The organism is Caldovatus aquaticus (assembly GCF_019458025.1).
GTDB classification, from domain to species: domain Bacteria; phylum Pseudomonadota; class Alphaproteobacteria; order Acetobacterales; family Acetobacteraceae; genus Caldovatus; species Caldovatus aquaticus.
Map to the genome: position 1 here is coordinate 1 of NZ_JAHZUY010000052.1, position 24,874 is coordinate 24,874.

Below are 24,874 nucleotides of genomic sequence, written 5' to 3' on the forward strand. Positions count from 1 at the left end.
GAGGAGCTGCGCGCGCGGCGCGGCGAGGCCGAGGCGGAGTGCGCGGCGCTCGCGGGCGCGCCCGAGGCCGCGGCGGAACGCCGGCGCGAGGCGGCGCGCCTCGTGGCCGAGGCCGAGGCCGCGCACCGCACCGCCGCCGCGGCGCTCGCCGCCGCCGAAGCCGAGGCGCGCGCGGCCGCCGAGGCGCGGCGTGCCGCCGATGCCGCCTTCGCCGCCACGCGCGAGGCGCAGCTCCGCGCCGAGGCCGAGGCGGCGCGGGCCGAGGCCGCGGCGCAGGCGGTCGCCGAGCGCATCGCCGAGCGCCTCGGCCCGGACGCCGACCAGGCGCTGCCGGCCGCCGAGGACCTGAGCGACGCGGCGGAGGAGAAGGCGCGCCGCAGGCTCGAGCGCCTCGCGCGCGAGCGCGAGGAGATGGGCCCCGTCAACCTGCGCGCCGAGATCGAGGCGCGCGAGGTCGAGGAGCGCATCGCCGCGATCGGCCGCGAGCGCGAGGAGATCGGCGCCGCCATCGCCAAGCTGCGCGGCTCGATCGGCCACCTCAACCGCGAGGCGCGCGAGCGGCTGCGCGAGGTGTTCGACCGCGTGGACGCCGAGTTCCGCGCGCTGTTCACGCGCCTGTTCGGCGGCGGGCGGGCGCATCTCGCCCTCGTCGGCTCGGACGATCCGCTGGAGGCGGGGCTCGAGATCTTCGCCGAGCCGCCGGGGAAGAAGCTCGCGGCGCTGTCGCTGCTCTCGGGCGGCGAGCAGGCGCTCACCGCGCTGTCGCTGATCTTCGCCGTGTTCCGCTGCCAGCCCGCGCCGGTCTGCGTGCTGGACGAGGTGGACGCGCCGCTCGACGACGCGAACGTCGAGCGGCTGTGCGACCTGCTCGACGCCATGGCGGCGGAGAGCGGCACGCGCTTCCTGATCGTCACGCACCACCCGCTGACCATGGCGCGGATGCACCGCCTCTACGGCGTGACGATGCAGGAGCGCGGGGTGTCGCGGCTGCTCTCGGTGGACCTCGAGCGCGCGGTGGAGATGGCAGAGGGGCCGCGGCCGGGCTGAGGCCCCGGCCCTCCCCGTCCGCCGCCCCCGGCGGCCGGCCTCAGGGCGGCAGGCGGATCGCGCCGTCGAGCCGGATCGTCTCGCCGTTGAGCAGCGGGTTGGCGCAGATCGCCAGCACCAGCTTCGCGTACTCGGACGGCCGCCCCAGCCGCTTCGGGAACAGCGGCAGCGCCTCCAGCGCCGCGCGCGCCTCGGCGTTCAGCCCCTTCATCATCGGCGTCTCGATCAGGCCGGGCGCGATGGTCACCACCCGCACGCCGAACCGCGCCAGCTCGCGCGCCGCCGGCAGGGTGAGGCCGACCACGCCGGCCTTGCTCGCGGAATAGGCGCACTGCCCGATCTGCCCCTCGAAGGCGGCGACCGAGGCGGTGTTCACCACCAGGCCGCGCTCGCCCTCGGCCAGCGGCTCGGTGCGCATCATCCGCGCCGCGGCGAGGCGCAGCACGTTGAAGGTGCCGATCAGGTTCACCTGCACCACGCGGCCGAACAGGTCGAGCGCGTGCGGCCCGCCGCGCCCGACCACCCGCGCCGCCGCCGCGATGCCGGCGCAGTTCACCGCGATCCGCACCGGCCCGAGCGCGGCCGCCCGGTCGAGCGCGGCCTCGACCGCCGCCGGGTCGCACACGTCCCCGGCCGCGGCGACGCCGCCGATGCGGCTCGCCACCTCCTGCGCGCCCTCGGCCCGCAGGTCCATCACCACCACGCGAGCGCCCGCCGCGGCCAGGGCCTCCGCGGTCGCCGCGCCGAGGCCGGACCCGCCGCCGGTCACCAGGGCGGCTGCTCCCTGCACGTCCATCGGCTCGATTCCTCCCTCCTCAGGCAAGCCTCGCGCCGCCGGGACGATGGACCGGCCGCGGCGGAGGCCGGATCGCGGCGGCGTCGCCGGCGCGCCGCCGCGGGACGGGCCGCCTCAGCGGCGCTCGGCGCTCGCCGCCGAGGTGGTGCGCGCCGCCCGGACGGGCCGGGTGCGGCTCGGCCGCGTCGTGGCCTCGCTGCAGGCCGCGGCCTGGTAGGGCTGGATGATGTTGCGCTCGACCCCGAAGCGGGCGAGCTGCGCGCTGTCGAGCGCCATCGCCTCGCGGAAGAACACCTGCGTGTCGCGGCAGAAGGAGGAGCCGTGCCGGATGTTCTCCTCGGACTGCGCGTTGGCGAGGACGGTGTCGTACTGGTTGAAGCGGGTGCGGCCCTGGCCGCCGTGGAGGCGGCGGAAATGGCCTTCGGCCTGGGTGTAGGCGCTGCCGAGCTCGCGCTGGAAGCGGCGGACGAAGGCGTTGTACGCCTCCTCCTGGCGGCAGGCGACGGCGCCGACCATCAGCCGGCTCTGCAGCGCGCGCAGCTCCAGCGCGGCCTGCTCGGCGGGCTGCAGGCAGGCGGGGGCGGGCGCGGCGAGGGCCGGCGAGGATGCGACGGCCAGGGCGCCGATGCCGGCGAGGATCGAACGGAAGGATGTCATCGCGGCCGGGTTCTCCGAAGGAGCGTGTGGCGGGCGGGAGCCCCTGCGCGCAGGTGCGCGCCCCGGCGGCGGCGCCGCCGCCGGAGCGGCGGGCCCGCGTGCCCCGAGGGTCGCGCAGGCCCCCTCCCGTGCCGCGATCCTACAGGCCCGGCGCCGTCGCGCGAAGCCTCGTTCGGCCGGTCGCCGCCTTTCCGTGTCAGGGGGTTGCCGTCAGATCACGCCAAACAGGTAGAGGATGACGATCGGGATCGGGATGCCGACCAGCCAGAGCAGGATGCCGCGCAATGCCGGGGTTCCTCGCCTTGTCGCGCCGTGACGGCCGGCAACGCGCGGATCGGGCCGCGGGTTGCGGCGGCCGCGGTCATGCCGGCGCGCGCCGCGCGCACGCCAGCGCCCGGCGCATCCCGGCAAGGCGCGCGAGATCGGCCATGCGGCGGTCGAGGAAGGCGAGGGTCGCGGCGAGGTGGGTCTCGGGATCGGCTCCGTCCGCCTCGGGGCGCAGCCAGTAGGCGAGGGTCGCGAGATAGATCGCCGCGAGGCTCGCCCGCCGCGTGTACCAGGAGAAGTCCGCCGAGCGGTCGCCCGCCGCGTGCCACATCGCGTCCGCGGTGCGCGCCGTGCAGCGCGCCGCGGCGGCGGCGTTCCAGGGCAGGGCGAGCAGCGCGAGGGCGCGGCGCAGCGCCTCGCGGTGCGGTGCTGCCGCGCGCAGGCGCAGCTCGACGAGGCGGCGGATGCGCGCCGGCGTGCGCAGGGCGGCGAGGTTCGCCGCCGCCGCGGCCTCGGCCATCTCGCGGTCGGCGAGGTCGGACCATGCCTCGATCGCGCCGACCGGCCCGCGCGGGAAGAGCGAGGCCGCCTCGACGGGGTCGCGGCCGAGATCGGCGAGGCCGGCGCGCAGCGCCGCCCAGGTCCAGCCGCGCGCGGGGACGTGCCGAAGGATGGCGCGGATCGCGGCGTCGCGCTCCGGGCTCCGCTCGATCGCGGCGCAGCCCGCCGTCACGGCCGCGGCGCCGCGGGGGCGGCGGCGCCCTCGGCGGCGGCCCCCTTGCGCTCGGCCTCCTCGGCGGCGGCGCGGGCGAGCTCCTCGGTGAAGCCGAACAGCGAGAGGTCGTCCATCCGCATCGGATAGAGCACGCCGTCGAGGTGGTCGGCCTCGTGCTGGAAGACGCGCGCGGTCAGGCCCTCCGCCTCGCCCTCGACCGGCCGCCCCTCGGCGTCGAGGCCGCGGAAGCGGATCCGCCGGGCGCGGGCGACGCAGCCGCGCAGGCCGGGGATGGAGAGGCAGCCCTCCCAGCCGCGCTCCTCCTCATCGCCGACCGGCTCGATCTCGGGATTGACCAGGACGCTCGCGCCGGCGGGGCCCGAGCGGTACACGAACAGCCGCAGCGGCACGTGCACCTGCGGCGCGGCGAGGCCGAGCCCCTGGGCATCGTGCATGGTCTCGATCATGTCGGCGATCAGCCGGCGGATCTCCGGCGCGGTCGGGTCGGCGACCGGGTCGGCGACGCGCAGCAGGACGGGGTGGCCCATGCGCGCGATCTTGAGGATGGCCATGGCGGCGTCGTCTGCCTTCGCTCGGGCGTTGCTCGTTCGGCCTACGCGATGTAGGCGCGCCGGCCCCGCGGCGGGAGGGCTTCCGGCGCGGCGCGCGGCCGTGCTATGGAGGCGCGCTGCCGCGCCGGTGATCCGGGCCCTTCGCGGGGGCCGGGAGCCGGCGCGCCGTCCGTGGGGCCTGGATCGGGTCGCGTCCGGGCCCTATCTCATCCGGCGACCCTGTTCAACCCGTCAGGAAAGGAGACCGAACCGCGTGCAAGTCGTCGTCCGGGACAACAACATCGACCAGGCGCTGAAGGCGCTCAAGAAGAAGCTGCAGCGGGAGGGAATCTTCCGCGAGATGAAGCTCCGCCGCCATTACGAGAAGCCCTCCGAGCGCCGGGCTCGCGAGGCCGCCGAGGCGATCCGCCGCGCCCGCAAGGTCGAGCGCAAGCGCCTCGAGCGCGAGGGGTTCTGACGCGCGGCGCGCCCCTGCCGGCGGCGGGGGAACGCACACCGAGGTGACCGCGGCGCGGGATCGGCCCGCCGGCCGCGGTCTTGCATTTCCGGCCCTTCCGATGCGGCGCCCGGGCGCGCCCGCCGCGGGCGCGGCGGGGCCGGCGCGCCGCCGTGGACGCGCTCGCCGCGGACCCGTTACGCTCCCTGCACCCCGGCCGGAGCGCCCCGCGCTCCGCGCCGGCGGCCAGAACGACACGAGGGAGGGAGGAACGCGGCATGAGCTTCCCGCTTGCGCGGCGGCATCTCGTCGCGGGCGGCGCGGCGCTGGTCGGCGGCACCGCGGCGGACCGTCACGCCTCGGCGCAGGGCGCCGCCTGGCCGGCCCGGCCGGTCCGGATGGTCGTCGGCTTCACCGCCGGCAGCGCCACCGACGTCACGGGGCGGATGTTCGCGCAGAAATTCAGCGAGGCCTGGGGACAGCCGGTGGTGGTGGAGAACATCCCCGGCAATTCCGGCGCCATCGGCGTGGACCGCGTCGCCAAGGCGGCGCCGGACGGCTACACGCTGATGTGGACCGGCAACGCCGCCATCACCATCCTGCCGAGCCTGCAGGACCTGCCGTTCGATCCGCTGCGGGACCTCGAGTCCGTCTGCATCACGCTCTCGATGGCGTCGCTGCTGTTCGTCAACAACGACCTGCCGGTGCGCTCGGTGCCCGAGCTGGTCGCGCACGCGAAGGCCAATCCGGGCCGGCTCTCCTACGGGTCGCCGGGCATCGGCACGCCGCAGCACATCGCGGGCGAGATGCTGTGCCGCCGCGCCGGCATCCGCATGGAGCACATCCCCTACCGCGGCGCCAACGTGGCCGACGTGCTGAGCGGCATCGTGCCGGTCGGGATCCAGAACGCGGGCGCGGCCATGCCGCTCGTGCGCGAGGGCCGGCTACGCTGCATCGGCGTCACCTCGCCCACCCGTTCGGCCAACGCGCCCGACCTGCCGACCATCGCCGAGCAGGGCTTCCCCGGCTTCGAGGCGACCTCCTGGTTCGGCCTGATGGCGCCGGCGCGCACGCCGCGGCCGATCCTCGAGAAGGTGCACGCCGAGGCGACGAAGGTCCTCGCCGACGAGGAGATGAGGCGGAAGTTCGCCGCGCTCAGCCTGGACGTGGTCGGCAGCACGCCGGAGCAGATGCGCGCGACCATCGCGGCGGACATCCCGAAATGGGCCCGCGTCATCGCCGACGCCGGCATCCCGCGCGCGCGGTGACGCCCGCGTCGCGAGCTCCCGGCCGGCCCGGCGCCGATCCGAACGGCCGGAAACGGCCGGGAGCGCGGATCCGCCCGGCAGGCGACGCGGAGCCGTTGCCGCGCGCACGGCCTGGCGGAGGCGGCGCTAGGCGCGCCCCGGGGGACGGCGCACCGCGACGCGCTTCATCGCCTCCGCCGCCGCGAGATAGAGCGCGACCAGCGCGGCGACCGCGGCGAGCAGCGCGCCGGACAGCGGCGCGAAGCCGAGCGCCCCCGCCGGCGGGCCGAGGGCGAGGAACAGCGCGAGCGCGAGCGCGCCGAGCGAGGTCGCGGCCAGCACCGGGTGCGGCGGCGCGGCGCGCCAGGCGGGCCGGTCGCTGCGGATCAGGAAGATCACCAGGATCTGGGTCGCCATGGATTCGACGAACCAGGCGGTGCGGAACGCCTCCGGCGGGACGCCGAAGCCCCACAGCAGCACCGCGAAGGTCGCGAGGTCGAAGAGCGAGGACAGCGGCCCCATCACCAGGGTGAAGCGCAGCACCGCCTGCATGTCCCACGCGTGCGGCGCGGCGAGGTCCTCGCGCTCCACCGAATCGAACGGGATGCCGATCTCGGAGACGTCGTAGAGCAGGTTGTTGAGCAGGATCTGCGCCGGGGTCAGCGGCAGGAACGGGATGGCGAGCGAGGCCACCGCCATCGAGAGCATGTTGCCGAAATTCGAGGAGGTGCCCATGCGCACGTACTTCATCACGTTCGCGTAGGTGCGCCGCCCTTCCTCCACCCCGTCGGCCAGCACGCCGAGATCGGGCGCGAGCAGGATCAGGTCGGCGGCGCTGCGCGCCACCTCGGTGGCGCCCTCGACCGAGATGCCGGCGTCCGCGGCGCCGATCGCGGGCGCGTCGTTGATGCCGTCGCCGATATAGCCGACGGTGTGGCCGCGCGCCTTGAGCGCCAGGATCACGCGGCGCTTCTGGTCCGGCGAGACGCGCGCGAACAGGTCGCACGCCTCGACGCGCGCGGCGAGCGCCCGGGCGTCGAGGCGCGCGATCTCCTCGCCGGTCATCAGGCCGCGCGCCGGGAGGCCGAGGCTCTCCACGAGGTGCCGCACGACGGGGGCGGCGTCGCCGGAGACGATCTTCACCCGCACGCCCGCCGCGGCGAGGCGCGCGACGGCGCCCGCGGCGGAGGGCTTCGGCGGGTCGAGGAAGGCGCAGAAGCCGGCGAGGACCAGACCGCGCTCGTCCTCCGGCCCGAGCTCGGGGGGCACCGTCCCGTCCGGCGGCTCGCGCCAGGCGACGCCGAGCAGGCGGAGCCCCTCCTCCCCGCGCGCCTCGGCGCGGGCGAGCAGCGCGGCGCGCGCCGCCGCATCCAGCGGCCGGGGCGCGCCGCCGGCCGGGTCCTCCACCGCGGTGCAGGCGGCGAGGATCGCCTCCGGCGCGCCCTTCGCCACCAGCAGGCGGCGACCGTCCGCGTGCGCGGCGAGGACGGAGGCGCGCCGCCGCTCGGCGCCGAAGGGGGCCTCGGCCAGCAGCGTCCAGCCCGCGGTCGCCTCCGGCGGCGCGGCGGCGAGGATCGCGGCGTCGAGCGGCGTGCGCACGCCGCTTGCGAGCCCCGCGTTCAGGGCGGCGAGCGCCAGCGCGCGGGACGAGGGGGCGCCGTCCGGCCCGGTGCAGTCGCGCAGCACGATCCGCGCCTCGGTCAGCGTGCCGGTCTTGTCCGTGCACAGCACGTCCATCGCGCCGAGGTCGTGGATCGCCGCGAGCCGCTTCACCACCACCCGCCGCGCCGCCATGCGCAGCGCGCCGCGCGAGAGCGTGACGGTCGCGACCATCGGCAGCAGCTCGGGCGTCAGGCCGACGGCGAGCGCGACGGCGAACAGGAAGCTCTCCAGCGCCGGGCGGTGGAAGGCGAGATGCGCGAGCAGCACGAGCAGCACGAGGAAGACGGTCAGCCGCAGGATCAGCAGCCCGAGCGCGTGCAGCCCGCGCTCGAAGGCGGTGGCCGGGCGGCGCGCGGCGAGCGCGGCGGCGACCTGGCCGAGCCGCGTCGCGCGGCCGGTGGCTACGACCAGCATGGTCGCCGCGCCGGCGACGATCGCGGTGCCGGCGAACAGCGCGTTGCACGCCTCGGCGGGGCTGGCGGCGTCGGACGGGCCGGGGCGCTTCGGCACGGGGTAGGGCTCGCCGGTGAGCAGCGCCTCGTCGGCCTGGGCGCCGCGGCTTTCCAGCACGATGCCGTCGGCCGGGACCAGCCCGCCGGCGGCGAGCTCGACCACGTCGCCGGGAACGATCTCCTCGACCGGGAGGGCGACCGGCTGGCCGTCGCGCCGCACCGTGGCGCGCACCGCAACACTCTCGCGCAGCGCCGCCGCCGCGGCCTCGGCGCGGTGCTCCTGCGCCACGTCGAGCGCGACGGAGCCGGCGACGACGGCGACGATGATGGCGAAGCCGGGCCAGTCGCCCGTCAGGCCGGTGAGGGCGGCGGCGATCAGGAGGATCGCGACGAGCGGCTCGGCGAGCCGGCGCAGCACCTTCAGGGCGAGGTGCCGGCGCGGGCTCTCGGCCACCGCGTTGCGGCCGTGACGGGCGAGCCGCCGCGCTGCCTCCTCCGCGCTCAGGCCGGCGGGGGAGGTGCCGAGCCGGGCGAGCAGCGCCGCGGCAGGCAGGGTCCAGAACCGCTCCGGCGGCGGCGCGGGGCGGGTGGCGTCCGAGGGGGCGGCGCGGGCCGGTGCGGCCATCACCCGTTCCGCGCGCGATCCCGCTTCCCCCGCGGCCGCGGCGCGCCGCGTCCGGCGCCCGGGGCGCGGTCCCGGCAGGCAGGCCGGACGCCTCGTCCCCCGCGCGCGCGCCCGGCGCGGGGAGCGGCCGTCCCGTGCGGGCGCGGTGCCGGCGGGCGGCGCGGGCGGTCAGGGGGTGTCACGGCCGGCGGTCTCCGGGATGCGGGCGCCGGCATGATCAACCCGGGCACGCCGCAAGCGCAACGGCCGCGCCCGCCCGCGCGCCGCTGCCGCGCAGGCGCCGGGCCTCAGGCCTGCGCCATGCCGGGGGGCGGGTCGCAGGGCGTCGTGCCCATCGGGCCGGGCACCGAGAGCTCCAGGATCTCCACGTCGTCGGAGGTGGCGATCTCGTTGTGCTTCATCCCGCCGGGGATGAGGAGGGCATCGCCCGGCTCGAAGCGTCCGCGGGTGCCGTCCTCGAACTCCAGCTCGACCCAGCCCTTCAGGACGTAGACGAACTGCGCCTCGCACTGGTGCGTGTGCCAGCCCGTCGGCTCGGTCATGCCGGCGATGGCCTCCATCACCTGCGCCCGCATCCGCCCACCGGTGGCGTCGGAGACGCCGAGGTCGCGGTAGCGGAAGAAGGCGCGCCGGCCCTTCACGTAGGGCGCGGTCGCCTTCCTGGCGATGGTGAGCCTGATGTCGGGGCGCGTCGCGCCGGACGTCGAACCGTCCATGGACTTTCCTCCCGCGGGGCTCGGGGCCCGTGCGGGGGCGAGCCTATACCCGGCCTCCGCCTCCCGCCAGTCGCCGTTCCGCGGCGCGGCGCCGCGGCGCGCCGGGCTGGCGGGGCGGGCCGCGCCGCCGCGGCTCAGCGCTGCAGCGCCTGCACGATCTCCTGCGTCACCTTCTTGGCGTCGCCGAACAGCATCATGGTGTTCGGGCGGTAGAACAGCTCGTTGTCCACGCCGGCGTAGCCGCTCGCCATGCTGCGCTTGACGAAGAACACCGTCTTCGCCTTCTCGACGTCGAGGATCGGCATGCCGTAGATCGGGCTCGAGGGGTCGGTCTTGGCGGCGGGGTTGGTGACGTCGTTGGCGCCGATCACGTAGGCGACGTCGGCCTCGGCGAATTCGGGGTTGATCTCCTCGAGCTCGAAGACCTCGTCGTAGGGGACGTTGGCCTCGGCGAGCAGGACGTTCATGTGGCCGGGCATGCGGCCGGCGACGGGGTGGATCGCGTACTTCACCTCCACCCCCTCCTTCTTGAGCAGGTCGGCCATCTCGCGCACCACCTGCTGGGCCTGGGCGACCGCCATGCCGTAGCCCGGGACGATGATGACCTTGGAGGCGTTCTTCATGATGAAGGCGGCGTCCTCCGGACTGCCGACCTTGACCGGCCCGCGGTCCGCCCTGGCCGCCGCCGCGGCGCCGCCCTCGGTGCCGAAGCCGCCCAGGAGGACGTTGACGATCGAGCGGTTCATCCCCTTGCACATGATGTAGGAGAGGATGGCGCCCGAGGCGCCGACCAGCGCGCCGGTGATGATCAGCAGCAGGTTGCCGACGGTGAAGCCGATGCCCGCCGCCGCCCAGCCGGAGTAGCTGTTCAGCATCGAGACCACGACCGGCATGTCCGCCCCGCCGATCGGGATGATCAGCAGGAAGCCGAGCGCGAAGGAGAGCAGCGCGATCAGCCAGAACAGCGCCTCGCTGCCGCTGCCGACGAAGCCGATCACCAGCAGCAGCAGCAGGATGCCGAGGCCGAGGTTGAGCAGGTGCTGGTTGCGGAACAGGATCGGCGCCCCGGACATCCGCCCGTCGAGCTTGAGGAAGGCGATCACCGATCCCGAGAAGGTGACGGCGCCGATGGCGAGGCCGAGCGACATCTCGACCAGCGAGGCGGTCTTGACGTGGCCGCGCGTGCCGATGCCGAAGCTCTCCGGCGCGTAGAGGGCGGCGGCGGCGACGAACACTGCCGCCATGCCGACCAGCGAGTGGAAGGCGGCGACGAGCTGCGGCAGCGCCGTCATCTGGATGCGCTGCGCGATCACGTAGCCGCCCGCGCCGCCCGCGGCGAGGCCGAGCAGCACCAGCGCGACGCCGCCGCCCGACATGCCCGGCCGGAACAGCGTCGCGACGATCGCGATCGCCATGCCGACCATGCCGAAGACGTTGCCCTGGCGGCTGGTCTCCGGGTGGGAGAGGCCGCGCAGGGCGAGGATGAACAGGACCGAGGCGGCGAGATAGGCGAGGGTGGAGACGGTGGCGCCCATCGCCTCAGCCCTTCCGCTTGAACATGGCGAGCATCCGCCGCGTCACCAGGAAGCCGCCGAAGATGTTGACGGCGGCGAGCACGGTGGCGAGGAAGCCGAACACCACCGCCACCCAGCTCGTGGCGAGGCCGGTGGCGAGGATGGCGCCGACCACGATCACCGAGGAGATGGCGTTGGTAACCGCCATCAGCGGCGAGTGCAGCGCCGGGGTGACGTTCCACACCACGTAGTAGCCGACGAAGCAGGCGAGCAGGAAGATGGTCAGCAGGTAGAGGAAGGGCTCGGCCGCCGCTGCGGCCGGGGCCGCCGCCGCGGCCGCGGCCTCCGCGGCGCGGCGCGCCTGCTCGGCGAGCTCGAGCGCGCGCTGGGCGGTCGCGGCCGCCTGGTTGGCAAGCTCGGTCGGGTTCATGCTCGGCTGGTCCCTCCTCAGGCGGCCTTGGCGGGCGCGAATTGCGGATGCACCACGCGCCCGCCGCGCGTGAGCAGCACGCCGCGGACGATCTCGTCCTCCTCGGGCAGCCTGGGCGCCCTGGCCTCCTTGTCCCAGAAGGTGGCGAGGAAGGTGAGGAGGTTGCGCGCGTAGAGGGCCGAGGCGGCGGCCGGGATGCGCCCGGGCCAGTTGGCGTAGCCGAGGATCTTCACGCCGTTCTCCGTGACGACCATCTCGCCCGGCTTCGTCAGGGCGACGTTGCCGCCGGCCTCCGCCGCGATGTCCACGATCACGCTGCCCGGCCGCATCGCCGCGACCATCTCGGCGGAGACGAGCCTCGGCGCCGTGCGGCCCTGCACCAGGGCGGTGGTGACCACGATGTCCTGCTTGGCGATGTGGCCGGCGACGACCTCGGCCTGCTTGCGCAGGAACTCGGCGCTCATCGGCCGGGCGTAGCCGCCGGCGGTCTGGGCGGCGCGGCTCTCCTCGTCCTCGTAGCCGACGAAGGCGGCGCCGAGGGAGCGGATCTCCTCCTTCGCCGCCGGGCGGACGTCGGTCGCGCTGACGCGGCCGCCGAGCCGGCGCGCGGTGGCGATCGCCTGCAGGCCGGCGACCCCCGCGCCCATGACGAAGACGTTGGCGGCGGGGATGGTGCCGGCCGCCGTCATCATCATCGGGAAGGCCTTGTCGTAGGCCGCCGCCGCCTCGATCACGGCGCGATAGCCGGCGAGGTTGGCCTGCGAGGAGAGCACGTCCATGGACTGGGCGCGGGTGATGCGCGGCAGGAGCTCCATCGCCGCGGCGTCGATGCCGCGCTCGGCGTAGGCGCGGGCGGCGGCCTCGTCGGCGCCGAGGATGCCGACCAGCAGCGCGCCGCGCGGGATCAGCGCCAGCTCCTCCTCGGTCGGGGCGCGGACCTTGAACACGATCCCCGCCCCTGCGAGCGCGGCCGCGGCGTCGGGGGCGATCTCGGCGCCGGCCTCGCGGTAGGCGGCGTCGGGAATGCCGGAGGCGAGCCCCGCCCCGGTCTCGACCGCGACCTTCTCGAGGCCGAGGCCGAGCAGCTTCTTCACCGTCTCCGGCGTCGCCGCGACGCGCGTCTCGGCGGCGCGGCGCTCCTTGAGGACAGCCAGTCGCATCGCGGTGATCCCTCGAACGAGGGCGCCTGGAGCCGTTCTCGCCCGGCCGTGCGCGCGGCAACGGCTCCGGCCCGTTGTTTGTAGAGCCGATTCTCGCTTCCGGCTGGGTCCAGCCGTCCGCGACCGGCTCTAGCCCGGCGGAGGCGCGGGTGGCAAGGCGGCGGGCGGGCGCCGCCGGTCAGGATGCGACGAAACGCACGACCTCCCCCTGGCGCGACTCGGCGGGCAGGCAGAGCGCGGCGAGGGCGGGCGCGACCTCCGCCGGCTGCGGCAGGGTCGCCGGGTCCTCGCCGGGGAAGGCCTGGGCGCGCAGCCTGGTCGCGACCGGGCCGGGGTCGAACAGGTTCACGCGCAGCGGGGTCTTCGCCACCTCCTGCGCCCAGGTCAGGACGAGATGCTCGGCGCCGGCCTTGGTCGCGCCGTAGAGGCCCCAGTAGGCGCGCGGCGCGCGCACGCGGCCGGTGGTGACGAACACGGCGCGGCCGGCGTCGGAGGCGCGCAGCGGCGGGTCGCAGGTGCGGATCAGGCGCCAGGCGGCGCTCAGGTTGACGGCGACCGTCTCGGCCCAGTCGCGCGGCTCGATGTGCGCCACCGGGGTCAGCTTGTTCAGCACCGCCGCGGCGTGGACGAGGATGTCGAGGCGGCCGAAGCGGGCGACGACGCTCGGCCCGACGGCGTCGATCTTCTCGGCCTCCCGCACCAGGTCGAACGGCAGCAGCGTCGCCGGGCGGCCGCCCGCGGCCCGGATGGCGTCGTCGGTCTCCTCGAGCCCGCCCTGGGTGCGCGCGACCAGCACGCACTGGGCGCCGAGGCGGGCGAGCGCGACCGCCGCCGCCGCGCCGAGGCCGCGGCTCGCGCCGGTGACGAGGGCGACCCGGCCCTCGAGGGGGCGCGCGGCGTCGCCCGTCACGGCGCCGCGTGCAGCAGCGAGAGCTGGCGCTCGCTGTTGTCCTGCTGGTCGGTGAGCGGGATCGGGTAGTCGCCGGTGAAGCAGGCGTCGCAGAAGGCGGGCCGCGCCGCATCGCGCCCCGGCCTGCCGAGCGCCCGGTAGAGCCCGTCGTGGGAGATGAAGGCGAGGCTGTCCACGCCGATGATGCGCGCCATCTCCTCGACGCCGTGCGAGGCGGCGAGCAGCTTCGAGCGCTCCGGCGTGTCGATGCCGTAGAAGCAGGAATGGGTGGTGGGCGGGGAGGAGATGCGCATGTGCACCTCGGTCGCGCCGGCCTGGCGCACCATCTCGACGATCTTCCGCGAGGTGGTGCCGCGCACGATCGAGTCGTCCACCAGGACCACCCGCCTGCCCGCGAGCACCGCGCGGTTGGCGCTGTGCTTGAGCTTCACGCCGAGGTGGCGGATCTGGTCGGTGGGCTCGATGAAGGTGCGGCCGACGTAGTGGTTGCGGATTATGCCGAGCTCGTAGGGCAGGCCCGCCTCCTGCGCGTAGCCCATCGCCGCGGGGACGCCGGAGTCGGGGACGGGCACGACGACGTCGGCGGGGACGGCGCTCTCGCGCGCGAGCTCGGCGCCGATGCGCTTGCGCGCCTCGTAGACCGGCATGCCCTCGACCAGGGAATCGGGGCGGGCGAAGTAGATGTACTCGAAGATGCAGAAGCGGCTCGGGCTGCGGCCGAAGGGCTTGATCGAGCGCACGCCCTGGTCGTCCACGACGACGATCTCGCCCGGCTCGACGTCGCGCACGAACTCGGCGCCGACGATGTCGAGGGCGCAGGTCTCGCTGGTCAGCACCCAGCCGCTGCCGGCGGCCTGGGCCTCGCCCTCCCTGGCCGGCAGGCGCCCGAGCACGAGCGGCCGCACGCCGAGCGGGTCGCGCGCGCCGATCAGCGCGTGGTTGTGCAGCGCGACGAGCGAGTAGGCGCCCTGCACCTGCTTCAGCGCGTCGATCAGCCGGTCCACGACGGTCGAGTAGAGGCTGATGGCGATGAGGTGGATGAACACCTCCGAGTCGGTGGTGCTCTGGAACAGGCAGCCGCGCCGGACCAGCATGCGCTTGAGGGCGTGCGCGTTGGTGAGGTTGCCGTTGTGCGCGACGGCGAGGCCGCCGAACTCGAAATCGGCATAGAGCGGCTGGACGTTGCGCAGCGCCGTCTCGCCCGTCGTCGCGTAGCGGTTGTGGCCGACGGCGGCGCGGCCGGGCAGGCCCGCCATCACCTTGGGGTCGCTGAAATTGTCGCCGACCAGGCCGAGGCCCTTGTGGGCGTGGAAGCGGGCGTTGCGCACCTCCTGCCCGCCGCCCTCGAGGCTGACGATGCCGGTCGCCTCCTGCCCGCGGTGCTGCAGGGCGTGCAGGCCGAGCGCGGTGAGGGCCGCGGCGTCGGCGGCGTCCCAGACGCCGAACACGCCGCACTCCTCGTGCGGCTTGTCCTCGTCGTGCGGCGGCAGCGGGCGGTGCGTCATGCGCGAGGGATCCTCAGGTCCGGTCGCGCGCGGGCGGGCGCAACAGGTCGTTCAGGCCGGGGAGGGGACGCTCCGGCAGCTCCTCGAGCCCCGGCCGGATCTCCGGCGGGAGCTGCTCGACCAGCCAGCGCGCGCCGTCGGCGATCAGCGGCAGGGCACGCGCCTCCCGCACGGCCGACGGCCAGCGGTCCAGCGGGAAGACGCGCTCGGCGAGAATATAGGCGAGCACCACCAGGAACGCACCCCGGGCGAGGCCGAATACCAGCCCCAGCGCGCGGTCCACCCCCCCGAGCGCGGAGCGTTCCACCCGCGCCGCGATCCAGGCGATGATCACCTTGAGCACGAGCAGCACGGCGAGGAAGGCGCCGCCGGCGGCCACCGCGTTGGCCAGCCACTCCGGCTCGACGTGCTGGCCGACCCAGGGGCGGAGCTGCGGCCAGGCGAGGAAGGCCGCCACCGCGGCGCCGATCCAGGCGCCGATGCCGAGCACTTCCCGCACCAGACCGCGGAAGAAGGCGAGGATCGCCGAGACGGCGAGGATCGCCAGCACTGCGCCGTCCACCCAGTTCATCGCGCGCGCGGTATAGCCGGGCGCCGGGGCGCCGTCACCCGTCGCCGGGCGCGCCTCCGGGGCGGACGCTCCGCCGGCGCGCGCCCCCGGGGCGGGGCCGCGCTCCCGGCCGGAACCGGCCCCGCGATCCCTCGCCCTATTGCGGCCGCCGCAGCCCGGCCCGCTCCGCCGCCAGGCGGGTCCACTCCGTCTCGCGCTGCAGGAAGGCGGCGAAGCCGGCCGGGCTCGCCTCCTCCTCGCCCGCCATCTCGCTGCCCATCTCCTCCAGCCGGCGCCGCACCTCCGGGTCCCGGACCGCGGCGGCGAGCGCGGCGTGCAGCGCGGCCATCGCCTCGCCGGGAACGCCGGCCGGCGCCACCACGCCGACGAAGGAGGCGGCGCGGAAGCCGGGGACGCCGGCCTCCTCCACCGTCGGCAGCTCGGGCGCCACCCGCAGCCGGCGGCCGGCGGTGACGGCGAGGATCCGCACCGCGCCCTCGCGGTGCAGCGGCAGGACGGTCGCGACCTCGACGAAGGCGCCCGCCACCGTGCCGGCGACGAGGTCCGGCGTCAGCGCGCCGCCGCTCTGGTAGGGCGCGTGGGTGATGCCGGCGCCGGTCGCGGCGTTGAACATCTCGAGCGTCAGGTGGCCGGTGCTGGCGACGCCGGGGGAGCCGAACACGACCCGGCCGGGACTGGCCTTGGCGTGGGCGATCAGCGCGGCGACGTCGCGCGCCGGCAGGTCGCGGTGCACGGCAAGCGCGAGCGGCGTGCGCACCACCAGCCCGAGCGGGGCGAAGTCGCGCAGCGGCTCGTAGCCGAGATCCGTCCGGGTGATGGGATTGATCGCCATCGGGCCGTTCGAGCCGATCATCAGCGTCAGGCCGTCCGGCCGCGCGCGCGCCACCTGGGCGGCGGCGACGCTGCCCGCGGCGCCGGCGCGGTTCTCGACCACCACCGGCTGGCCGAGCCGCTCGCTCATGCGCGGGCCGATGACGCGGGCGACCAGGTCGGTGTTGCCGCCCGGCGCGAAGGGCACGACCAGCCTGACCGGGCGGTCGGGCCGCCAGTCGGCCGCCCGCGCCGGCGCGGCGAGGATGCGGGCGGCGGCCGGAGCGGCGGCCGCGGCGGCGAGCGCCGCGAAGGCGGCGCGGCGGGCGGTGGGCAAGGCGTCTCCTCCCTCACGTTGCGGTGCGGACGGCGCGGGGATGCCCGCCGCCCGCGGGCGGATCAAGCCCTCGCGGGGGAGGCGCGGCCGCCTCCGGCCCCGCCTCGCGCGGCCGCCGCGCGGCGGCGGCGAAGGGGGCGACGAGGTCGGCGATGTGGCCGATCTCGTGCAGCGTGAGGCCGGCCGGCGCCGCCGGCGCGCGTCCGCCGCCGCGCGCGAGCCGGCGCGGCAGGGTGGCGGCGGCGAAGCCGAGCTTCTCCGCCTCGCGCAGCCGCGCCTCGGCCTGCGCGACCTGGCGCACCTCGCCGGAGAGGCCGACCTCGCCGAAATAGACCATGCCGGGATCGGTCGGCCGGTCGGTCGCGGCGGAGACGAGCGCGGCGGCCACCGCGAGATCGGCCGCCGGCTCGGCGATGCGCAGGCCGCCGGCGATGTTGAGGTAGACGTCGTTCTGGCCGAGCGAGAGGCCGCAGCGCGCCTCCAGCACCGCGAGCAGCATCGCGAGGCGGCCGGAATCCCAGCCGACGACGGAGCGCCGCGGCGAGCCGCCGGCGGAGGGGGAGAGCAGCGCCTGCACCTCCACCAGCACGGGCCGCGTGCCCTCGAGGCCGGCGAAGACGGCGCTGCCGGAGACGTTGCCGCGGCGCTCGGCGAGGAACAGGGCGGAGGGGTTCGGCACCTCGACCAGACCGCGCTCGGTCATCTCGAACACGCCGATCTCGTCGGTGGCGCCGAAGCGGTTCTTCACGGCGCGCAGGATGCGGAACTGGTGGCCGCGGTCGCCTTCGAAGTAGAGGGTGGCGTCCACCATGTGCTCGAGCACGCGCGGGCCGGCGAGGGTTCCCTCCTTGGTGACGTGGCCGACCAGGACCAGGGCGAAGCCGCGCGCCTTGGCGAGGCGGATCAGCTCCGCGGCGCAGGCGCGCACCTGGGAGACGGTGCCGGGGGCGGAATCGAGGCTGTCGAGCCAGACGGTCTGGATCGAGTCCATCACCACCAGGGCGGCGTCGCGCTCCTGCGCGAGGCTCGCCGCGATGTCGCGCAGGCTGGTGGCGCAGGCGAGGCCGAGCGGGCTGTCGGCGAGGCCGAGGCGGAGCGCGCGCAGCCGCACCTGCTCCACCGCCTCCTCGCCGGAGACGTAGAGGGCGCGCCGGCCGGCGGCGACGCGCGCGGCGGCCTGGAGGAGGATGGTGGACTTGCCGATGCCCGGATCGCCGCCGACGAGGACGGCCGAGCCGGGCACGAAGCCGCCGCCGAGGACGCGATCGAGCTCGGCGAGGCCGGTGGCGATGCGGGCGGGCGGGGCGGAGCGGCCCTTGAGGCCGACGAACTCGAGGCGCCGGCCGGCGCCGGCCTTGGCGGCAGGGCCGGCGGGGCGGGGTTCGGGCGCCTCCTCGGCCAGGGTGTTCCACTCGCCGCAGGCGTCGCAGCGGCCCTGCCACTTCGGGTGGGGGGCGCCGCAGGCCTGGCAGACGTAGCGGGAGCGGTCCTTGGCCATCGGGGCGACTCGGCGAGAACGAAACGCGGACACCGGGCCTGTAGCCCGGGGCGGCCCGCGCCGGAAGGGGTGCGGCGCGTCCCTTTCCTCCCTCCCGCCGGGCGGGGCCGCGACGCCGTCCGCGCCGGCCGTCGGCGCCGTCCGGGATCAGGCCGCCTGCTGCAGGGTCGGCGCCGAGTCCTGCAGCGTCACGCGGCGCATGTCGCGCGGATACTCCTTGTCGTCGAAGGGGCGCGCGCGGTGCATGGTGCAGCGGTTGTCCCACATGACGAGGTCGTACTGCCGCCAGTGGTGGCGATAGACGAACGCGCGCTGGGTCGCGTGCTCCATGAGGTCGCGGATCAGCGCCATCGCCTCCGGCACCGGCCAGCCGTGGATGCGGCCGATGTGCGAGGAGAGGTAGAGCGACAGCCGGCCCGAGCCGGGATGGCGGCGCACCAGGCGCTGCGGCACGGGGGCGAAGCGCTGGCGCTCCTCCTCGGTGTAGTCGGTGAAGCCGAGCTGGCCGCGCGAGTAGAGGAGCGAGTGGTCGCAGACGAGATCCCGCACCCTTGCCTTCATCCGCTCCGGCAGCGCGTCCCAGGCGGCGCGCATGTCGGCGAACTCGGTCTCGCCGCCCTCTGGCGGGACGACGCGGCCGTGCAGCAGCGAATAGAGCGCGGGCGTCGCCTTGAAGCTGGAATCGCTGTGCCAGAGCCGGTTGCCGAGGGCGAACAGGCGGCGCCGGTCGTCGGCCGCGAGGATGTTGCCGTCCTCGTCGAGGTTGGAGATGTCGTTCATCTCCTGGTGCTTGAGGCGGTGCTTGTGGACGTCCACGGTGGCGCGCGTCGGCTCGAGCGGGCCGAGCGCCCGGCCGAAGGCCATCTGCTGGTCGTCGTCGAGGCGCTGGTCGCGGAAGACGAGGACGGCGTAGCGGTCCATGCCGCGGTGGATCGCCTCGGCGAGCGCGGGGGTGAGCGGCTCGCGCAGGTCGATGCCGGAGACCTCGGCGACGAAGAGCGGATGCAGCGGCGTGAAGGTCAGGGCCATGGGCGGACGTCCTCGGCGCGGGCCGGTTCCCTCGCGGGCGGCCATGGGCCCGGCCGCGGCGGCCTCGCGGCCTGCAAGCGTGCGCCGGGGCAAGCGCGGGGTCAAGCGGCGGCGTGGGGCGGCCGCCGGCGCCGTCCAGCGCCGTTTCCGCCCGGCCGTGCGCGCGGCAACGGCGCCGGCGCGTCGTCTGTCGCGCGGATCCGCGCCGCCGGCCGTCGGCAGCCGTCGGCGCTCCGCGCTAGCGCCGGAGCTCCATGCGGATCGGGCCCTCGCGCTCGCCGCGCGCGAACTGGTCCACGATCGGGTTGCCGGTCTGGCCGAGGCTCGCCGCCGGGCCGGTCCAGACGATGCGGCCCTCGTAGAGCATCGCCGCGTCGTCGCCGATGCGCCGCGCGCTCGTCATGTCGTGGGTGATGGAGACGGCGGTCGCGCCGAGGCGGCGCACCACGTCCACGATCAGCCCGTCGATCACCGCCGCCATGATCGGATCGAGGCCGGTGGTGGGCTCGTCGAACAGGATGATGTCGGGCTGCGCGGCGATGGCGCGGGCGAGGGCGACGCGCTTCTGCATCCCCCCCGACAGCTCCGCCGGGTAGAGGTCGCGGACCTCGGGGGCGAGGCCGACCAGCGCCAGGATCTCCGCCGCCTTCTCGCGCGCGGCGCGGCGGTCTATGCGCCGCTGGGCGAGCAGCTTGAAGCAGACGTTCTCCCAGACGGGGAGCGAATCGAACAGCGCGCCGTTCTGGAACAGCATGCCGATGCGGTCGTTCACCGCCTCGCGCTCGCGCCGCGACATCGCCAGCACGTTGCGCCCGTCGATCTCGATCGCGCCGTCGTCCGGCTCGATCAGGCCGAGGATGCACTTGAGCATCACCGACTTGCCCGAGCCCGAGCCGCCGAGGATCACCATCGAGCGCCGCGCGCCCACGTCGAGGTCCACCCCGTCGAGCACGACCTTGCCGTTGAACGCCTTGCGCAGGCCGCGCAGGCGGATCTTGGGCGGGGGGGCGTCGCCGTCGCCCCTCATCGCGCGAAGAACATCTCGGTCAGCACGTAGTCGAGCGCGAGGATCAGGATCGAGCTCGACACCACCGCGGCGGTGGTGGCGCCGCCCACGCCCTGCGCGCCGCCCTTGCTCGTGTAGCCGCACCAGCAGCCCATCAGCGCGACGACGAAGCCGAACACCGCGGACTTGACGAGGCCGTGGACGACGTCGCCCGCCTCGAGGAAGTCGAAGGTGGAGCGGAGATAGGCGGCGGAGGAGAAGTCGAGCTTGAAGGTGCCGATCACCCATCCCCCCATCACGCCGAGGATGTCCGCCACCACCACCAGCAGCGGCAGCGCGATGGTGCCGGCGAGCAGCCGCGGCGTCACCAGGTACTTCATCGGGTTGGTCGAGAGCGTCACCAGCGCGTCGATCTGGTCGGTGACGCGCATGGTGCCGATCTCGGCGGCGAAGGCGGCGCCGATGCGCCCCGCCACCATCAGCCCGGCGAGCACGGGGCCGAGCTCGCGCGTGATGGAGAGGACGACGACGTTGGCGACCGCCCCCTCGGCGTTGAAGCGCGAGAAGCCGGTGTAGGACTGCAGTGCCAGCACCATGCCGGTGAAGATCGCGGTCAGCGCGACGACCGGCAGGCTGAAATAGGCGATCTCGGCGAAGGCGCGGCCGAACATGCGCCCATGGAAGGGCGGCCGGACGAGGTGCGAGAGCGCCTCCAGCGCGAACAGCGCCACCGCCCCCGCCAGCCGGCAGGCCCGGAGCACGGCGCGGCCGATCGCGGCCAGCGCGTCGAGCAGGAGGCCCAAGGCGTCAGCCGTTCCGATGGACCCGCCGGTAGCGCGCGCCGAGCGAGGTCAGGATCTCGTATCCGATCGTGCCGGCGCGCGCGGCGAGCTCGTCCGGCGTGCAGCCGGGCGCGGCGCCGAGCAGGAGGATGCGGTCGCCCGGGCGGATCTCCGGCAGGTCGGTGACGTCGAAGGTGGTCAGGTCCATGGACACCCGGCCCAGCAGCGGCACCGGCCGCCCCGCGAAGGAGCCGACGGCGCCGCGATTGGAGAGCGCCCTCAGATAGCCATCGGCGTAGCCGGCGGCAACCGTGGCGATCCGCGAGGGCCGCTCGACCCGCGCCGAGGCGCCGTAGCCGACGGTGGCGCCGGCGGGGACCTCGCGCACCTGCAGCACCGGCGCCTCGAGCGTCACCGCCTGGCGCATCGGGTTCGGGCGGCCGGGCGTGGGGTTGATGCCGTAGAGCGCGCAGCCGGGACGGGCGAGATCGGAGGCGAATTCCGGGCCGAGGAACAGGCCCGAGGAATTCGGCAGGCTGCGCGGCAGGCCCGCGGGCAGGCGCGCGCAGGCGGCGGCGAAGCGCTCGGCCTGCAGCCGGTTCAGCGGGTGCTCGGGCTCGTCGGCGCAGGCGAGATGGGACATGACGCAGCGCAGCGCGAGCCCGGCGAGGCGGGCGTGGTCGGCGGCGAGGACGCCGAGCTCGCGCGCGTCGAGGCCGAGCCGGGCCATGCCGGTGTCGAGGTGCAGGATCGCCGGGACCGGCGCGCCGCGGCGGCGGGCGTGCGCGGCGTGCGCCTCGATGTCGCCGAGCGCGTTGAGGACCGGCAGCAGGCCGGCTTGGTCCGCCTCGGCGCAGGGCGCGAAGCCGTTGAGGACGGCGATCTCCGGGCCCGGCCCGAGGGCGTCGCGCAGCGCGAGGCCCTCGGCGAGGTGGGCGACGAAGAAGCTGCGGCAGCCGGCGTCGCGCAGCGCGCGGGCGACCGGCGCGGCGCCGAGGCCGTAGGCGTCGGCCTTCACCACCGCGGCGACCGCGCCGGCGGGATGGCGCGCGCGCAGGGCGCGCCAGTTGGCGACGACGGCGGCGAGGTCCACCGTCAGGACGGCCTGGGTCGCCTCAGTCCCCGTAGCCATCGCCGCCGTGGTGCGTGTCGAGGTCGCCGAAGCGGGTGAACTCGGCCTCGAAGAACAGCTTCACCGTGCCCGTGGGGCCGTGGCGCTGCTTGGCGATGATCAGCTCGGCCTTGTTGTGGGCCTGCTCCATGTCGCGCTGCCACTTCTCGACCGCCTCGGCGAACTTGTCCGGGTTGTCGAAGGCGAGCTCCTTCGGCGCGCGCTGCGCGAGGTAGTACTCGTCGCGGTAGACGAACATCACCACGTCCGCGTCCTGCTCGATCGAGCCGGATTCGCGCAGGTCGGCGAGCTGCGGCCGCTTGTCCTCCCGGCTCTCGACGGCGCGGGAGAGCTGCGAGAGGGCGAGCACCGGGACCGACAGCTCCTTGGCGATCGCCTTCAGGCCCTGGGTGATCTGGCTGATCTCCAGCACCCGGTTCTCCGGCCGCTGGCCCGGGGCGGGGCGCATGAGCTGGAGGTAGTCCACGATCACGAGGTCGAGCCCGCGCGTGCGCTTGAGGCGCCGGCAGCGCGTGCGCAGCGCCGAGATGGTGATGGCCGGGGTGTCGTCGATCCAGATCGGCAGGGCGGCGAGCTCGCGGCTGACCTCGACGAAGCGGTCGAAGTCGCGCTGGCCGATCTCGCCGCGGCGGATGCGGTCGCCGGAGATGCGCGACTCCTCGGCGAGCAGGCGCGTCGCCAGCTGGTCGGCGCTCATCTCGAGCGAGAAGATCGCGACCCCGCCGCGGGGGACGGCGTGCGGGTCCTTCTCCTGCGCCGCGCGCAGGATGGCGCGCGCCGCCCCGAAGGCGATCTTGGTGGCGAGCGCCGTCTTGCCCATGCCCGGGCGGCCGGCGAGGATGACGAGGTCGGAGGGGTGCAGCCCGCCGAGCTTGGCGTCGAGGTCGCGCAGCCCGGTGGTGAGCCCGGCGACGCCGCCGGGCGCGGAGAAGGCCCGCGCCGCGTGCTCGACCGCGGTCGCGAGCGCCCGCTCGAAGGGGACGAAGCCGCCCTCGGTGGTGCCGTCCCTGGCCAGCTCGAACAGCGCCTGCTCGGCGGCCTCGAGCTGCGCCTGGGCGTCGAGCCCGGGCTCGGCGCCGAAGGCGCGGTTGACGATCACCTCGCCGAGCTCGATGAGCTGGCGGCGCAGGTAGGCGTCGAAGATGACGCGGCCGTACTCGCCGGCGTTGATGATGCCGACCATGGCCGAGAGGAGCTGCGCGAGATAGGCGGGCCCGCCCACCTCGTCGAGCAGGCCCGAGTGCTCGAACTCGGCGCGAAGCGTCACCACGTCGGCGAGCTGGCCGGCCTCGATGCGGCGCTGGATCGCCTGGTAGATGCGGCCGTGGACCGGGTCGGCGAAGTGCTCGGGGGCGAGGAATTCCGAGACCCGCTCGTAGGCCCTGTTGTTGGCGAGCAGGGCGCCGAGCAGCGCCTGCTCGGCGGCGAGATTGGCCGGCGGCAGGCGCTGCGAGAGGCCGAGCAGCCCACCCGCGGCTCCTTCCCCCTCGGCGCGACTCGGCGGATCGATGGTGTTCATGGCCCGAGGCTAGCGCGCGGGACGGCGCCCGGCCTTCCTGTGGATATGTTGCGTTCTGTGGATAGCGGGGATGGCGGGGGGAAGGGCGCCGCGCTGTGGCGCCCGCGCCTCACGCCGACGTGACCCGGCGGGAGGGGTCGGCGGCCACCGAGGGCGCCACCGCCGCGCCCGCCGCGGCGCGCCGCTCGGCCTCGACCATGTAGTCGCGCGTCAGCGGCAGCGCGTCCACGCGCCGGGCGAGCTGGAGCTGCCAGTTCATGTGCCCGCCGTAGCGGAAGGCGAGCTCGGCGCCGGCCAGGTAGAACTCGAACATGCGGCAGAAGCGCTCGTCGTAGAGGCTGGCGATGGCGTCGCGGTTGGCGGCGAAGCGGCGGCGCCAGTGGGCGAGGGTGTGCGCGTAGTGCAGGCGCAGGACCTCGATGTCGGTCACCCACAGTCCGGCCTTCTCGACCGCGGGCAGCACCTCGGACAGCGCCGGGGAGTAGCCGCCGGGGAAGATGTACTTGGCGAGCCAGGGGTTGGTGCTGCCCGGCCCGTCGGAGCGGCCGATGGCATGGATCAGCGCCACCCCGTCCTCGCGCAGGGAGTCGCGCACCATGCGGAAGAAGGCGCGGTAGTGGCCGATGCCGACATGCTCGAACATGCCGACCGAGACGATGCGGTCCACCGGCCGGTTCCAGGCGCGGTAGTCCATCAGCTCGAAGCGCACGCGGTCGGCGAGGCCGGCCTCGGCGGCGCGGGCGCGCGCGACCTCGAGCTGCTCGGTCGAGAGGGTGATGCCGGTGACGCGCGCGCCCCAGTCGCGCGCGAGGGTGAGCGCGAGCCCGCCCCAGCCGGAGCCGATGTCGAGCACCTCGAGGTCGGGCCGGTCGAGCTTCAGCTTGGCGGCGATGTGGCGCTTCTTGAGCGCCTGCGCCTCCTCGAGCGTCTCCTGGCCGGTCGGGAAGTAGGCGCAGGAGTACTGCCGGTCGCGGTCGAGGAAGAGCGCGTAGAGCCGGCCGTTGAGGTCGTAGTGGTGCGCGGCGTTGCGGCGCGCGCGCGGCGCCGGGTTGAGCTGGTCGAGGCGCCGCCGCGCCAGGCGCCACAGCTCCATCGCCCGCTCGGCGGGGTGGCGGCCCTCGCCGGCGTGGAGGTTCATGCACACCAGCTCGAGCAGGTCGTAGATCGAGCAGTCGAGCGGGACGACCTCGCCGTCCATGTACGCCTCGCCGAAGGCGAGCGCCGGGTTGAGGGTGAGCCGCCGCACCGCGCGCCGGGTGCGGATCTCCATCCCGGCGGCCGGTCCGGGCTGCGCGCCCCGGTAGCGGCGCAGCGTGCCGTCGGGCAGGCGGACGGTGAGCGTGCCTGCGCGGATGAGGCGCTTCAGGATGAGGTGGAGCAGCATGGCGTCACTCTCCCGGGCCCCGCCATGTTGCGAGGCGGGAGGCCTGTCGTCCAGCGGGGCGGGGAGGGGGTGGCCGGGGGAGGTCGCGGCCGCGA

Annotated in this window: 22 protein-coding genes and 1 pseudogene; 3 read left to right on the forward strand and 20 right to left on the reverse strand. The window is 75.4% G+C overall.

Annotation, left to right across the window (positions count from 1 at the left end; genetic code table 11):
• Nucleotides 1-1,047 (forward strand): annotated as a pseudogene (locus K1J50_RS14815) (chromosome segregation protein SMC); the annotation flags it as partial.
• A 40-nt stretch (nt 1,048-1,087) separates the two neighbouring features.
• On the opposite strand, the gene K1J50_RS14820 reads toward K1J50_RS14815, so the two are convergent.
• From K1J50_RS14820 to def, 4 genes are all read right to left on the reverse strand, one after another.
• Nucleotides 1,088-1,843: an SDR family NAD(P)-dependent oxidoreductase gene (locus K1J50_RS14820; protein WP_220118542.1), complete on the reverse strand. Its 756-nt coding sequence runs from the start codon at nt 1,841-1,843 to the stop codon at nt 1,088-1,090.
• Between the two features lie 114 nt (nt 1,844-1,957).
• Entirely contained in the window at nt 1,958-2,500 is a 543-nt protein-coding gene (locus tag K1J50_RS14825; RefSeq protein ID WP_220118543.1) for a hypothetical protein, read from the reverse strand.
• A 361-nt stretch (nt 2,501-2,861) separates the two neighbouring features.
• On the reverse strand, nt 2,862-3,500 hold the full coding sequence (locus K1J50_RS14830) for a COQ9 family protein (protein WP_220118544.1): 639 nt from the start codon (nt 3,498-3,500) through the stop codon (nt 2,862-2,864).
• Complete coding sequence (def, locus tag K1J50_RS14835; protein ID WP_220118545.1) at nt 3,497-4,054, reverse strand: peptide deformylase; 558 nt, start codon at nt 4,052-4,054, stop codon at nt 3,497-3,499. Before def ends, K1J50_RS14830 begins: the two co-directional genes overlap by 4 nt.
• A 253-nt stretch (nt 4,055-4,307) precedes the next feature.
• On the opposite strand from def, the gene rpsU reads away from it, so the two are divergent.
• The gene (gene rpsU / locus K1J50_RS14840) at nt 4,308-4,511 is read left to right on the forward strand and encodes a 30S ribosomal protein S21 (protein WP_220118546.1); all 204 of its coding nucleotides are present in this window, start codon (nt 4,308-4,310) and stop codon (nt 4,509-4,511) included.
• Nucleotides 4,512-4,768: 257 nt separating this feature from the next.
• Nucleotides 4,769-5,758: a Bug family tripartite tricarboxylate transporter substrate binding protein gene (locus K1J50_RS14845; protein WP_220118547.1), complete on the forward strand. Its 990-nt coding sequence runs from the start codon at nt 4,769-4,771 to the stop codon at nt 5,756-5,758.
• Between the two features lie 126 nt (nt 5,759-5,884).
• On the opposite strand, the gene mgtA is transcribed toward K1J50_RS14845, so the two are convergent.
• The 16 genes from mgtA to K1J50_RS14925 form a co-directional block, all read right to left on the reverse strand.
• Nucleotides 5,885-8,476 (reverse strand): magnesium-translocating P-type ATPase, encoded by a 2,592-nt coding sequence (gene mgtA / locus K1J50_RS14850; protein WP_220118548.1) that lies wholly within the window; start codon nt 8,474-8,476, stop codon nt 5,885-5,887.
• A 287-nt stretch (nt 8,477-8,763) separates the two neighbouring features.
• Nucleotides 8,764-9,192 (reverse strand): cupin domain-containing protein, encoded by a 429-nt coding sequence (locus K1J50_RS14855; protein ID WP_220118549.1) that lies wholly within the window; start codon nt 9,190-9,192, stop codon nt 8,764-8,766.
• A gap of 134 nt (nt 9,193-9,326) precedes the next feature.
• The gene (locus tag K1J50_RS14860; protein ID WP_220118550.1) at nt 9,327-10,727 is read right to left on the reverse strand and encodes an NAD(P)(+) transhydrogenase (Re/Si-specific) subunit beta; all 1,401 of its coding nucleotides are present in this window, start codon (nt 10,725-10,727) and stop codon (nt 9,327-9,329) included.
• Nucleotides 10,728-10,731: 4 nt separating this feature from the next.
• Nucleotides 10,732-11,136, reverse strand: coding sequence for an NAD(P) transhydrogenase subunit alpha (locus K1J50_RS14865; protein WP_220118551.1), 405 nt, complete (start codon nt 11,134-11,136; stop codon nt 10,732-10,734).
• A 17-nt stretch (nt 11,137-11,153) separates the two neighbouring features.
• On the reverse strand, nt 11,154-12,296 hold the full coding sequence (locus K1J50_RS14870; protein WP_220118552.1) for a Re/Si-specific NAD(P)(+) transhydrogenase subunit alpha: 1,143 nt from the start codon (nt 12,294-12,296) through the stop codon (nt 11,154-11,156).
• A gap of 178 nt (nt 12,297-12,474) precedes the next feature.
• Complete coding sequence (locus K1J50_RS14875; RefSeq protein ID WP_220118553.1) at nt 12,475-13,206, reverse strand: SDR family NAD(P)-dependent oxidoreductase; 732 nt, start codon at nt 13,204-13,206, stop codon at nt 12,475-12,477.
• Nucleotides 13,203-14,711: an amidophosphoribosyltransferase gene (purF, locus tag K1J50_RS14880; protein WP_220118554.1), complete on the reverse strand. Its 1,509-nt coding sequence runs from the start codon at nt 14,709-14,711 to the stop codon at nt 13,203-13,205. The genes K1J50_RS14875 and purF overlap by 4 nt, the downstream gene beginning before the upstream one ends.
• 13 nt (nt 14,712-14,724) lie before the next feature.
• Nucleotides 14,725-15,282, reverse strand: a complete 558-nt coding sequence (locus K1J50_RS14885) for a CvpA family protein (protein ID WP_220118555.1) — start codon at nt 15,280-15,282, stop codon at nt 14,725-14,727.
• Between the two features lie 136 nt (nt 15,283-15,418).
• On the reverse strand, nt 15,419-16,429 hold the full coding sequence (locus K1J50_RS14890; RefSeq protein WP_220118556.1) for a Bug family tripartite tricarboxylate transporter substrate binding protein: 1,011 nt from the start codon (nt 16,427-16,429) through the stop codon (nt 15,419-15,421).
• Between the two features lie 13 nt (nt 16,430-16,442).
• Complete coding sequence (gene radA, locus K1J50_RS14895; RefSeq protein ID WP_220118557.1) at nt 16,443-17,927, reverse strand: DNA repair protein RadA; 1,485 nt, start codon at nt 17,925-17,927, stop codon at nt 16,443-16,445.
• A gap of 147 nt (nt 17,928-18,074) precedes the next feature.
• Entirely contained in the window at nt 18,075-18,956 is an 882-nt protein-coding gene (locus tag K1J50_RS14900; RefSeq protein WP_220118558.1) for a TauD/TfdA dioxygenase family protein, read from the reverse strand.
• Nucleotides 18,957-19,194: 238 nt separating this feature from the next.
• Nucleotides 19,195-19,983: an ABC transporter ATP-binding protein gene (locus K1J50_RS14905; RefSeq protein WP_220118559.1), complete on the reverse strand. Its 789-nt coding sequence runs from the start codon at nt 19,981-19,983 to the stop codon at nt 19,195-19,197.
• A complete protein-coding gene (locus K1J50_RS14910; protein WP_220118560.1) occupies nt 19,980-20,765 on the reverse strand; it encodes an MlaE family ABC transporter permease in 786 nt (261 codons plus the stop codon). The genes K1J50_RS14905 and K1J50_RS14910 overlap by 4 nt, the downstream gene beginning before the upstream one ends.
• A 4-nt stretch (nt 20,766-20,769) precedes the next feature.
• Nucleotides 20,770-21,876: an alanine racemase gene (alr, locus tag K1J50_RS14915; RefSeq protein WP_220118561.1), complete on the reverse strand. Its 1,107-nt coding sequence runs from the start codon at nt 21,874-21,876 to the stop codon at nt 20,770-20,772.
• Complete coding sequence (locus tag K1J50_RS14920) at nt 21,860-23,395, reverse strand: replicative DNA helicase (protein WP_220118562.1); 1,536 nt, start codon at nt 23,393-23,395, stop codon at nt 21,860-21,862. The genes alr and K1J50_RS14920 overlap by 17 nt, the downstream gene beginning before the upstream one ends.
• 109 nt (nt 23,396-23,504) lie before the next feature.
• Complete coding sequence (locus tag K1J50_RS14925; RefSeq protein ID WP_220118563.1) at nt 23,505-24,779, reverse strand: SAM-dependent methyltransferase; 1,275 nt, start codon at nt 24,777-24,779, stop codon at nt 23,505-23,507.
• Between the last annotated feature and the right edge of the window lie 95 nt (nt 24,780-24,874).